This is a genomic window from Bacillus sp. FF-1, assembly GCF_028548245.1.
Classification (GTDB): domain Bacteria; phylum Bacillota; class Bacilli; order Bacillales; family Bacillaceae_G; genus Bacillus_A; species Bacillus_A paranthracis.
The window spans coordinates 437,521-450,909 of the sequence record NZ_JAQQGG010000004.1; the positions used below are offsets into that span (position 1 = coordinate 437,521).

Here is a 13,389-nt window from a genome sequence, read left to right on the forward strand (position 1 = left end):
TACTTGAATTATATAAATATCGTTTGGATTTTTTGGTGGGAAAGTGCATTAATAAAAAAATGAAATTGTAGGCCTTATTATAGAGATACGTAGTGAATATAGGGGAAAAGGTAAATGGCAGGATATAAGTAGGAAGGGGAATCATGATTTCTATTTTTTTAATAATTAGAATTCTTCAGATGAAACCAGCGAATTTGTGTGTCATTAATTTACTTCTATATAATTATATCTACAAGCTAATTAAAAATAAATATTTGAAACGAAAACTATCTATTTTTGAGATAGTTTTTTTATTTTATTTACTCTAATTAGCAAAAAAGGAGGACGTTTAATGAAGAAAATACAATTGATGAAAGATTTAGAGCTTAATAAGGAGTATGAAGAAATTTGCGGAAAAATTAATTATGATAATTATACCTGTTTTGTTGAAAATTTAGATAGAACAATTTACGAACCAGAAGAAGTAGTCAATGTTTCGGAGGTTAATTCACGTATTATAGAAAATGTAGTAAATGAATATCGGGAGTTATTTATCGAGTGGAAAATGAATCCAACCGACGAACAGATTGAATTTGCACGAACTACTGCAAAAATCCTTTTAGGTGAATTGAAAAATCGTAAGACTATTCCAGTTATTCCAGCTCCTTGTGGGTTCGGAAAAAGTACTATAACATATGTTTTTATTAAAGAAGTTTGTAAAGCATTGAGAGAAGGCTCAATTCAGGAAGGAATGATTATTGTAACCGATAAGTTGGACGATTTAAAAAGAATACATAATGAATTAGAAAAGGAAATTGGATATTACAAAACTGAATTTATTATTGATAAAGAATGTAAAACTCCATTTACATACGTATTAGAAGGGTGGACAGAAAAATCGTATGAAAAAGGTATTTGTAAAAATAAAAGAATGAAGGCCTATAAAGTCGGGATGTGTAGTAAAGAAAATTGTCCATTTTTTGATGAATGTAAAATGTCAAATCAAAAAACAAAACAAAGATTTTCTCCGATTCTCCTTATGACGAATGCCAGACTTGAAACGTTTGGTGAAAATCTAAATCAATACGAACATTATGAAAATAAGGACGGAGCGATTAAGTCACGGACGATGATAATCAATGATGAAAAGCCAGTGATGGTAGATAGTATGTCCGTTTCAATGCAAATGATTAATAATATTGATAACGCTATTCGTGATATTTCGATTAATAATGAAAAGGGTAAAAGTGAAAAAAAGAAATTAGAAGAGAAATGGGATCAAATACGCACAATTCTAAAAGATAAATTAGATCGTTATTCTACTAAATACGATAGATTTTTAGTCTCTAATAATAATAACGAGCCTATTCTATTGAACGATGAAGAGTTTAAATTGCTTTGGGATAAGCATATGGTTAACAAATACAAAAACGAACTAAAACATATTCACAGAGCTTTAACAGTGGGAGGTTTATTCTGCAAGACTAAGAAACAAGAATTTATTAATACGATTTCCATGAAAGATGATATAGTCAATGAGAATTTTAAAACTGTAATATTCGATGCTACAGCACTTATTGATCCAGATTATGCAAGCTCAGAAGGGAATGCGTATGAGGATGTGATACGGTTTGTGAATATTGAAAACGCTAGAAGGTTCGATAATATTACTTTTAAATTCAATCAATCTCATAAGATAAATAAGACGCAATTTGGGAGTAAAAAATATCTTGTTGATGCTTGTGTGAAATTTATAGAAAATATGCAAAAAAATAAAGCTACTTATGTAGTTACCTACAGAGAAGTAGCTGCAAAAATGCTGAAAGAACTAAATAATCGTAAAAATGTACTAGTAAATACAAATAAAGAAGAGTTATCGAGAATTATAAATAAAGTTGAAATTGTAGCAGATGAAGATACAATTTTTTATTTTGGAAACACAAAAGGAAGCAATAAAGCAAAAGATTGTGTTCAAATGGTGCAATTCGGATGGAATACTTTACCTGATTATGTTTATGCAACAAAATATTTGTGTACAGATTTTAATAAAAAGAAAATGAAAGATATTCTTCAAGAATGTTGTAATCCTGAAGCAGCTGAAGTGTTTTCTGAATATCTGATGCATGGGGATAAATACAAATTTAAAAACAAAAGTCTTTATCTATATCAAAATTACTCAATGCTAACAGATTTCGTACAAGAAGTTTTTAGAACCAAATTAAGAAATTATAATTGTGATGAGAAAATAGAAATAAATTGCTTTCAAGCTGATAAAGTACTTATTAGCATGGTAAAACAACTTTTCCCTGGTTGTAAGATAGATGATAACCCAGATGAATTGAATTGTTTTGCAGAAGAGAAAGTTGTAAGTCGAAAAAATGGAGACAAATCAATTATCTTAAAGGAGTTCATTGACAATTGGCCAATTGGTCAAGAAATGACGACCAAAGATATTTATGAAGGTGCAGGATTAACAGATAAAGATTTTGATAATTTGAAAAGTAAAAACATCTTTTTTAAGAATTTATTTGAAAAATATAAAGTGAGACGAGGGAAATTTATCAAAACACTATAAGATTTATCCTACATTTCTTTATATAAATAATATAAGAGATTGTAGGGTAAGTTAAAATACATAATAAAAGAATATAAAGATTAACGCCGTGAGGGTTCGGGTGGTGCGGCGAGGTCTTGCATTTTGGAGCAATAGCGGAAAATGCAAGAGATGGTGACAGCACCCGAGGTTTTATCTTTTTACATAATAAAATAATTTAGAGAACAAATCAGAAACTTATTAGATATTTAGCTTAAAAGTGGTGTATTTGCTATCGGAAATAGTAGCTGAGAACAGGTTGAAATCATTCGAAAGTGAGTAAAAAGTGGTGAAAACTGCTTCATAACTGGGTGATTTTAGCCTATTTTTGTTGATTTTTTACGATAGCATGTCGATAGCAAATGTTTTGATAAAAATTTAGTGGCTGAAAGTAGTAAATGATAAAAAGTCAGTGTTAGCAAGGGTGAAATCGAAGGGTGAGTGTGGATTTTGGAGTGTTCGGTGGCCTATCTGCTATGTAACATACTTCAGTATTGTAAACTATCCCCCTGTTACATGTTTGTTAAGTGTATCAATTATTTAAATTACATATAAGTTGTATGTGCAGTAGTTATTATAATTGTTGTTTCTATTATATTTAACAGATATCATAATTGCCTAACATGAGATTCCCTATGTCTTTACATGCGATGTCGGGGATTTATTTTGTAGAATTTACAGCACAGGTTCAGCAAATAATTACATGCTTTGAAGTAGGGGGAGAATTTAACTGATAAATAGCACGTCTATTTGAGGAATCTTACGACTCATATAAGTCTTGTGTTCTCTTTGGAAGCCCTCTACTACCATTGGTGAGAATTGAGTCTAAAGATTATCGGCGACGTACATATGAGGAAATAATATCGGGATAAAATTGGAGTTTTATTCAATGGCATTTACAAGGCTTCAGAAATGAAGAAAAGAGTCAATGTTATATTGAATAGATTGGCCAGCTGGTCGAGTCAAGTGTACTTATACAAGTATATTGTTTGTATAAGGTTGTTAGTTAATTATTGACATTTGTTTGGAGGTAACGCACATAGGTAGCCATGCGATGGTGAGGGCTTGGTACTTTAATTGTAAGTCTGTTAGTGGTATGACTACAATGTTGTGATATGTGCATGTGTGTGATTGTCTATGTCATCATGTCTTGCTAGGAGTGTGCATGCAGAGAGAGCATGTAGCAGCACACTCTATTAGTTAGTCTATGTAGGTTGTCTGTGTGTAACACCTGCAAAGAACGGACACAAGTGACTATCTATCACGTTCTCGATCTCGGTGAATGAGATGTATTGCTTGGTTGTATTGGCTATCTTCCTAGATATGTGAAGTCATGATCTTCTACACTGGTGATAGTGCCATGACAAAAGAGCAATACATTTGTATCGTTTGCGAATAAGTAGTTACATATACGTTTGGCTTGTACATGAATGTACCCTTATCACGACTGAGTATGTTCATGTTTCATCTCTCCTTTTGAATTTATAGTACAAAGTCAGCTAAACTATCTTCTATCTCTTCTTCTGTTATGCCGATGTATGTTAATGTGACTGAAGGCTTTGAGTGGTTTAATATTGTCTGGAGTTGTGCTACATCTTTCCTACGCTTGTAGTGCCAGTAACCAAAGGTTTTACGCATAGTGTGAGTGCCAATGGCTTCAACACCTGCAAAGTCTGCAGCTTTGTTTAACTGTCTATATGCTTGTATCTTGCTTATTGGCTTGTCACCTTTTCGTGATGGGAACAACCATTGTGAATTAACAGTCTGTAAGTATTCTTGAATCTCATTATAGATGTTGGTGAGATGAATGGTACGTGATTTTTTTGTTTTTCCCTCTTGTATTAATACTTTCTTCTTTCCTTTGACATCGGAAACTTTTAACTTCAATAAGTCGCTTACACGCAACCCTGTATTAATCCCAACAAGAAACAAGATATAATCTCGTTCGCCGCAATGACGTTTCAATGCCCATTTCATATCTTCTATTTTTTGTAAATCTCGAATGGGTTGGACATCGATGATATGTATTTTCTTTTCTCTTTCCTGTTTCATTTCCACAACTCCTACAATCCTTTATTATCGATGTTTTGAATGTATACTTTTTTTGTTAATTTGATAATATCACTGAATTTCAAACAAAGTCAATAAAACAAATGATTCCAATGTAAACTTTTTATTATTAGTTTACATTGTTGGTTGAATATAAAAAATTATATTGTCCAAAAGGAGGTGACAATATGGGGAGACTAATTCCAGGTGGAAATGGTACAAAAAAAGAAAACTACAGGACACGAAAAAGTAGATTTAGATAATCCTGCTTACTCTGAGGAAAAACGAGCATTAAGTGAAGTCGATGCTCGGGAAAAGTATTTTAGAGACATAGGATTAGATCCTGATGATGACTAGTAAAAAAATAGCATTTAAAAGTCATTCTTTTTGTGTGCGAAGTGGATTTTTCTTGTGATCATAAAAAAAGAAGAACTCCTTTAATTTGGAGTTCTTTTAGATTAAATTTTTAAACGAATATTGATTTTTAGGATCTTAATTTGGATTGCTTCGCTCGTATCCATCATCTCCACCGCGCCAATACCCATCAACTTCTGTACCGTCAGAGCGTTCATATCCGTCAACCCAGTGTGGATCTACATGCTGAGTATCTGCATTATCAGGTTCTACATCGTCATAGTCTTCACCAATATTCTCCTCATAATTACTGTTTGGATGTATCGGATCAATATTTTCCTCAAAAAAGGATCCAATTAATATGAAAAACAAATAAGGAATACCAAAAAAAACACAGATTATAGGAATAGTCATTGGAAATATTAAATATAAACCTTTATTAGTCTCTACTACGGGCCATAAAGGGGATAAAATTATCATTACAATAGACATATAAACAAGAAATGTTTCACCTGCTAATAAAGAAAGAATAAGACAAATGATAGATACAGCTATTATAAAAATACTCATTTCTTTGAACTTTTCCCAGTAAAAATCCCGATTCATTATTTAAACTCCTTCAAATAGATATTTCACTTTTAATAAAAGTATATCTTTATATAAGGTTATAGTAAAGTTAATCAGGAATAGAACTGTTTTGTGTTCTATCGTAAATAATGAATGAAATCCAGCTTGAATTTCTCGATGATTTTTTAATTGGACTTTTTCTCCTAAAAATAATCAATGTTTGAATACCTTGATTTAACGTTTATAAATAACTAATTAATATCTATTTTTTTAATAACAATAAAGCTTATATCGTATCGAAATTACAGTATATAGGATTTATTTCCTAGTGAATTTACCACATATGTAATTGTTTTACATGAATTGACCAGCAATGCTAAAAGAAATAATTATTTGTATGACAGGGGTGAAGGAATAATCTATAAAAACATGTTAATAATAAATGATTTTTGATGTTAAGATTCCAAAACTGTAGCGACGTACATGAAACTTTTTCATAATTGGTCCTGTTTCCTGAATAGAGTTGCTAGGTTATAAAAGAAAAGGAATATATGTATTTATAAGAATATGTACAATTGCTATCTAATTCATCAATGTTATTCTTCACTGGAATAAAAAAAGTGAGATAGAAGATGGTGTAAATGGAGAAATTCTATTTTCTGTCTTTCTTGTATAATAAAATAAATTAAGAATATACAATTGTGTCATACATATAATGAGATATGGGGAAAAAGAGAAAGGTGAAAATAAGATAAAAGAACTAAGAAGTAGGAGGGACAAAACATATAAAGAAGTGACGTTATATAAAATTTTAAGAGAAATCACTGTAATTAAATAGGAAGGGAACTTATCGGTTTCTGCCTAATAAAGCATGGGTAATAAACCGATAAGTTCCTCTTTCCCAAAAGAGAACACGGTCTACCCATGCTAATTTTTTTGAAAAAATTAGATGGGACGTGATTATGTTGATGAATTTCGGTGAACAACATGTTAATTTCGACATTGAAAGTGTTGAAGCTTTAACAATTAAAATGGAACGTATTTCGCAAAATCATAAGAAAACATTTGAAGAGAAGTTGAAGTGGTCTAGAGATATTCATGATTTGGCAATGAACAATTTAAACATGTATAGTGAGCTACTAAAAAAAGAATTCGGGAGCGTATTTCGATATAAAATTCGAGAAACGATTGATGAAAAAGATGAAAAGAAACGAATATTACTAGATTGTGAGAAGTTTATAGATAATAGAATTCAGGTGTATTTCCCTGACGAAGTTTTCCCGATTTTGTTGAACAACGGATATCGCGTATTAACAGTAAATAATGCTTTTCCAACGACTGTAACAATCTCCAAAGAAACTAAAACAGCAAAAAAACCATGTGAGCTCTATAGCTTACCGAACCTGCAATACTTTACATGGATATATTGGGACAAAGATTTGGAACGTATTAAAGAAGTTATTATTGTGAAGCAACCTTTTCGCATTTTCGAAAGAATTAAATTTAACCCTGAGTTCGAGTTTCAAGAGCGAGAAACAGAGAAGGGATATTTTGTTTCAATTCCTGTCGAACAAGAATTATTTAAAGAATTGATTGTATTACATTTAAAGCCCGAAGACTATACGCATTGAAAACTCTAATTTCCCCCAGCTGAAAGTTGGGGGATTCTTTTTGTGCAAACGTCATGTAATTTCAAAATATACAATATAATTTATGCTTTAGACTAGGAGTAGAAAAGACAGCCACCCAATAAAGAGCGGCTGTCTTTTTAATTAAAGATACGGATTTAAATAATTTCTAGCATAAAAGTTATAATGTAGTACATTTTGTTCAATCATTGGTATAAATTTGAAGCATATTGTTTTGGGAAACTCATCCCTGTTGTGTAGTATGGTCTCTTAAAAATAAAATAGATCTTTAAAAATGGTGTTAAACTGGGGTTTCATACCACTTTTTGTTTTTTCTCGGTATAATAAAAATATGATTAAATTTCAAAAATTGGGTTTGAGGATAGAAAATCTTTTAGAAAAGAATTATTAGGATAGAGTATTTATCATTTATACAGAGTGAAAATAGTTATTTATTAAAAAGGTTATCAAAAAGAAAAGGAAAAACAAAAGTGATAAATTATTAGTAGAGGGAGATAAATTTCAATGTACATTTCAAATATCAATATAATCAATTATAAAAATTTCCGTGCCAACTCTATAAATTTTAATGATGGTATCAACGTTATTATTGGACATAACAATGCTGGTAAATCAAATTTATTACGAGCATTGGCATTAATTTTTAATACTAATAGTAAAAAGCATTTATCAATTGATGATTTTAATAAAAACATACCATTAGATGAATTAAAGGTATATCCACCTAGCATTAAAATAACTGCTACTTTACAGCAAGAAGATTGTGAAGAATTAATGAGTGATGACTTAGTAACTATAAGTAACTGGTTAACTAGATTAGAAGAACCTTATGAAGCTAAATTACAATATGAATTTTACCTACCAACTAGGTTTCATGAAAAATATCAAAGTGCAGTAAAAGAAGCAGAAGATATAGTTGAAGTATGGCAACTTGTCCAAGATGAATTTCTGAGATTGTATACATATAAAATATGGGGTGGAAATCCTATTAATCAAGTTACTGCTGATAGTGAAGCATTAAAAAAATTTGATTTTCAATTTTTAGATGCAATAAGAGATGTTGAACGAGATATGTTTAGCGGAAAGAATACGCTATTAAAAAATGTTTTAGATTTCTTCATGGACTATAACATAAAATCGGATGGAACGTTAGAAAAGGAACAAAAAGAAGCGGAAATTAAAATTAAAAAGAAAGAATTTGGGGAATCAGCAGGAGATTTAATTTCACTATTGAATGAGCGGATGGCAGAAGGGAAAAAACACATTTTATCATATGCACAGGATATAGGTGCTTCATATGATAAATCTACTCCAAATTTCGATGGAAGTATAACAGATATTGAGCTCTATTCTGCTTTGAAATTAATAGTTGAATATGAGACAGGTATTAAGATGCCTATTATTAATAATGGACTTGGATACAATAATTTAATATTTATGTCGCTATTACTTGCAAAAATGCAGGTTGATGCAAATGAAGATTATTTAGGTAGTAATGCCAAGGTATATCCAATGTTAGTTATTGAAGAACCTGAAGCACATTTACATCCTACAATGCAGAGACAATTATTAAATTTTCTTAAAAAAAATTTGAAGAACAAAAAAGTGAGACAAATTTTCGTTACTACACATTCCACTCATATAACGGGTGCTGTAAATTTGGATGAATTAATTTGTATTTATAAAAATGGAAGCGAAACTTTAATTGGTTATCCAGGAAAAACTTTCGGTGAAAATAAAAAGAGTAAAAAATACGTCCAAAGATTTTTAGATGCTACTAAATCCAATATGCTATTCGCCGAAAAAATTATTTTAGTAGAGGGATTGGCAGAACAGTTACTTATGTATATATTCGCTGAATATATGAATATTTCTCTAGAAGATAATCATATAGCAGTAATTAATGCGGATGGAAAATATTTCGATCATTTTTTACATTTATTTAATACTTCAAATCCAAATGCTATTAGAAGAAAAGTAGCGTGTATAACAGATAGAGATCCAGAGCGGAAAAACTTAACTCCTAGCGAAAAAACTGAAAAAAAATCATTTAAAAAATGTTATCCATTTGAAATGTATATAGATGAAAAAGGGTATGAGTATAAAAGAAATGAAGAGAAAAATAGTTATCCTGATAATATTAGATTCTTTCTGCAGGATGAAAACTATGGTAAAACATTGGAGTACGACTTGATTCGTTTTAATCCAAACTTTAAAGGATTGGTTACAGAGTCTACTGCCAATAGAGAAGAGATCTTTAAGCTAATGGATCAATATAGTGAGGGTAAATCAGTCGATTTAATGCTTGGAAATTTAAATGCTTCAAAAGAAAACGAACGGATTAGACAAGCATTAGAAGATAAACGGTTAATATGGACAGACGAAGATAAGAAAAAAGCATTAATTGCTTCAAGATATTTAAATTCAGTGGGAAAAGGAGAAAATGCATTAGAATTAGCTTATGTACTAGAGGAAAATCTATTGAAAAAGAAAGTTTCTGGCCAAAAAGAAAATATTGAATTTAAAGTGTTTAATGTACCCGATTATATTAAATTAGCTATAGAATGGATGTGTAAAGAATGATTCCAATTTCTTCTCAAGATACAATAGATATTGAGCGACATTTCAAAGTCACTGCGGGACCTGGTGCTGGTAAAACTCACTGGTTAATAAATCATATCAGAAATGTTTTGGGCCATTCTGATAGATTAGAGAAAACACGTAAAATAGCATGTATAACATATACTAATGTAGCTGTAGAAAATATTTTGAATAGATTAGGGTCACAATCCATTAATCAAGTAGAGGTTTCGACCATTCATAGCTTTCTATACGTTCATATTCTTAAGCCATATATTAATCATATAGCAGAATTATTTGGAATAGACTTTCAAAAAATAAAAGGTCACGATAAAATTGAACCTAGATATAGTAAAGTTAAATTATGGTTAGAAAATCATTCTCAGGTTGAGAAACTCAAGCATCCTTATACAATAAATCAATTGCTAAATAGACCACAAAACAAAGATGCATTATTCAATTGGTTAGCTGGCCTTAAATATAGATTTAATTGTGACCAAAACTTAGATTTAAGTGGTGAAGAAAGTGATGCTAGACAGTTACGTAAGGTGGTTAAAATTCTAGAAACAGATTTACTTAATTATAAAAAAATATATTGGCAAGAAGGTAAAATTGATCATGACGATGTACTGTATTTTAGTTATGAATTGATTACGAGATATCCATTTATTCTAAAAGTCTTACGCGCTAAATTTCCTTATTTTTTCATAGATGAATTTCAAGACACTAATCCGATTCAAGCTAAGATAATATCTTTATTAGCAGAAGAAGAAACTATTGTAGGGGTAATTGGAGATCCTGCACAGTCAATATACTCATTCCAAGGTGCTAGTATAGAAGATTATCTTAAATTCAAAGTTGATAATCTAAGTGAATATACTATTACTGAAAATAGAAGGAGTTCTAATCAAATAATTGATTTGTTAAATGGAATTAGAGCGGATATTGAACAAACTAAAATTAGAAATGTAGACTGTGATAGACCTATTTTATTTGTAGGGAATAGTATAGAGGCATTTAATAAAATCCAAGACATGTTTGGTAAGGGTTTATTTATTCAAACCCTATCTAGGGATAACCCAACCGCAAATTCAATGAAACTTGGAGTAGACAATAGTAATTTGAATACTAAACTGTTGGGTGAATTAGCTTCAAAAGATACTAATATCCAACGATACAGTATTATAAAAAATTCAATGGAAGCTCTAGAGTTTGCTAAACATAATGATTACAAAAATGCTATAAAAATAATGAGTGCTAATTTTAATGGTTATTCTGAAAAAGAACAATTCAATAAATCTGTATCAATGTTACAAAAATTAATACAGTTAAAAGAGACGTTTTTCGAAGAACCTTTAATGTTATTCTATCAGCTAATTAGAGAAGCTATAAGCATGTCGGGTTTTAGAAACGGTGCTATTCAAGATTTTTATAATACATATTCTTATAAAGAAATAGCATTGTGTATAAATTATAAAGAAGATATTAGTCAGCATAGGACTATTCATAAATCAAAGGGCGATGAGTTTCAAAATGTCTTATTGATAACAGATACAATCGAGTTTCTTACTAATCCAAACTTAGCTGAAGATGAAGAACAACGAATTTATTATGTAGGTATAAGTAGGGCTATGGATAGATTATTTATAGTAACACCTAAATTATTAAAAGCGAATCGAGTAATAATAGAATCTAAATTGAACTTCCAAATAATAGATTTAAAAAAGGAACCTCAATTAATTTAAATATAATTAAAGCTTTAGATAGAATAAAGAGGATATTTTTAATTATTGGATATCCGAAATTAAATAGCTTTATTATTTTTAAATATAATATTATAATTAAAGGATTTAATTTCGGGTTTTCTCTAAGTATGTGTATCTTTATTCGAAATGAGTAAGTTTGCTAATTTTATTTAGAATATTTTTATAAGAAAAAATTGATAATAATGATCAAATATAAAATAGGAAATATCTCGGCGTTTCTTATTTTACATAACGGCTCTAAAACATATTTTTACGCTCAAAGGAGACATGTCAACAAATAAAAAAGTACTTTCCCGAGTAAACGGTTGTGTAACAGGTTAGCCTTGGAATAAAGAAGGAAATGTATTTATTACTTAAGGGTAACAAATGAGTAATGTTTTTATTTATAAGTATTCTATATAGTTGAGGCGCGTATATAATGAAGAAAATCATATATTTTGATGAAACGTCTGCTTTAGACTTAATAGATATTAAGTCTAAAGGTAGATCTGAAGAAATTTTGCAAAGTATGGTTGATAAGGCAAGTAAGTTTGGTGGGAAGGTGTATTGGTATAGGATGGTTAGATAATTTAACTACAGGTATTACAGGGAGTTTAAAAGTAGGTTTATCTAGAAATAAAAGAAATATTATCTTTATCAATATTACTAATACCATTTTAACTAGCTTTTTATAATTGTTAGATAATTCGAAATCAAAAAAAGGAGATAAAGAAATTCAATTAGAAACAATTAAAGTGAAAAATTTATCAATTTTAATGAAGTTTGCAACGTATTTGAAATCAATCACGCTTGTTATAAAAATTTAAAAAGCGGAATTTGGTAAAAGCACATTACAAAGTGAGGTTGAAAATCTTAACTTTCATAAAATAGACGAGATATTAGAAAGTGCAAAAGGATATTATAAGCTAGTGGTAGTAGATGGATTTAGAAATAATTATAGATTACAAGATTTACAATTGATCACTTTAACACTTTATGGTGTAAAAGTAGGAGAGGGTACAAATGGGACCTATATATAGAAGAAAGTGGTCCGACCTTCTATAAATTAGTAATGTGAAAGGTCATAAATTAGTGGTTTTAGTACCCATATCCTTTTAGTGAACACCAAATAGACACGTAAATGTGACCAAAATAAAAGAGCGCTTGTTAACAGCGCTCAGTAAAAAATAGTTACATGGAAGCAATTATTCAATATTAGAACCGAAAATTTTCGTACTGGATGGTCACAAACGTGGTCACGCCTGTGGACACAAAATAGTTATTTTAAACACTTTATTAGTCACTTTTTATAAAAGAATTTATTCAATCCCGTTCGGATCATAAGAATACTGCTGCTTATTCTCAATCCGTTCAATTACGTCTTGCAACTCGTCTGGCTTCAGAAATTCAATAGGAGAGAAGCCTTTCTCAAATGTAAGTGTATCAGCCTCAATCATTAATACGTATCGGTCATTTACCTTTGCGATATGTATTTGATCCCCGAAATCAGCAAGTAGGGCTTTCACAGAGATATGATCCGCTTTTAGCTTCAATTCCACTTCAGGCGCATGCTCGACGATTTGAGCGGTAGCTTCCATTACTTCTTCGGTTGAAAATTGTTCCATAATTTCGCGTTTCGGACTGGCAGCCCATACTTCCATTGCTTGGTCGAATTGTTCGCGTTCTTCCGTACCTTCTTCAAATACATCTTCAATTTGGTCATATACCATGTCCATTACTTGTGTTTTCATAATTTCAGGCATAGAGCGTTCGTATTCGACGAATTTTAAGAAGTCTTCAAAGTAACGGGCGTGTGATGCTTGGTGAATCTTTAGCTCGCCCACTTCGACCATACCTTCTTCGGGCATGTACG

General features: G+C 30.5%; 8 protein-coding genes. 5 read left to right on the top strand and 3 right to left on the bottom strand.

From position 1 onward, the window contains the following. Nucleotides 1-331: 331 nt before the first annotated feature. A complete protein-coding gene (locus PQF83_RS17415; RefSeq protein WP_000723769.1) occupies nt 332-2,554 on the top strand; it encodes a hypothetical protein in 2,223 nt (740 codons plus the stop codon). Nucleotides 2,555-4,054: 1,500 nt separating this feature from the next. Here the strand turns inward: PQF83_RS17415 and PQF83_RS17420 are convergent. Beyond that, nucleotides 4,055-4,624: a tyrosine-type recombinase/integrase gene (locus tag PQF83_RS17420; protein WP_000808211.1), complete on the bottom strand. Its 570-nt coding sequence runs from the start codon at nt 4,622-4,624 to the stop codon at nt 4,055-4,057. Nucleotides 4,625-4,828: 204 nt separating this feature from the next. Between PQF83_RS17420 and PQF83_RS17425 the strand changes: the two genes are divergently transcribed. Next, entirely contained in the window at nt 4,829-4,978 is a 150-nt protein-coding gene (locus PQF83_RS17425) for a hypothetical protein (protein WP_157406501.1), read from the top strand. 135 nt (nt 4,979-5,113) lie between these two features. On the opposite strand, the gene PQF83_RS17430 is transcribed toward PQF83_RS17425, so the two are convergent. Next, entirely contained in the window at nt 5,114-5,581 is a 468-nt protein-coding gene (locus PQF83_RS17430; protein ID WP_001078050.1) for a hypothetical protein, read from the bottom strand. Between the two features lie 923 nt (nt 5,582-6,504). On the opposite strand from PQF83_RS17430, the gene PQF83_RS17435 reads away from it, so the two are divergent. From PQF83_RS17435 to PQF83_RS17445, 3 genes are all read left to right on the top strand, one after another. After that, nucleotides 6,505-7,173 carry a hypothetical protein gene (locus tag PQF83_RS17435; RefSeq protein WP_000928913.1) on the top strand — a complete coding sequence of 223 codons (669 nt, stop codon included), beginning with the start codon at nt 6,505-6,507 and terminating at the stop codon, nt 7,171-7,173. 522 nt (nt 7,174-7,695) lie between these two features. Continuing rightward, nucleotides 7,696-9,774, top strand: a complete 2,079-nt coding sequence (locus PQF83_RS17440; protein ID WP_000275953.1) for an ATP-dependent nuclease — start codon at nt 7,696-7,698, stop codon at nt 9,772-9,774. Next, on the top strand, nt 9,771-11,516 hold the full coding sequence (locus PQF83_RS17445; RefSeq protein WP_000612351.1) for a UvrD-helicase domain-containing protein: 1,746 nt from the start codon (nt 9,771-9,773) through the stop codon (nt 11,514-11,516). The genes PQF83_RS17440 and PQF83_RS17445 overlap by 4 nt, the downstream gene beginning before the upstream one ends. Before the next feature lie 1,319 nt (nt 11,517-12,835). Here the strand turns inward: PQF83_RS17445 and PQF83_RS17455 are convergent. Continuing rightward, nucleotides 12,836-13,389: DUF3898 domain-containing protein (locus PQF83_RS17455; protein ID WP_033671976.1), on the bottom strand; the 554-nt coding region annotated here is incomplete at its 5' end.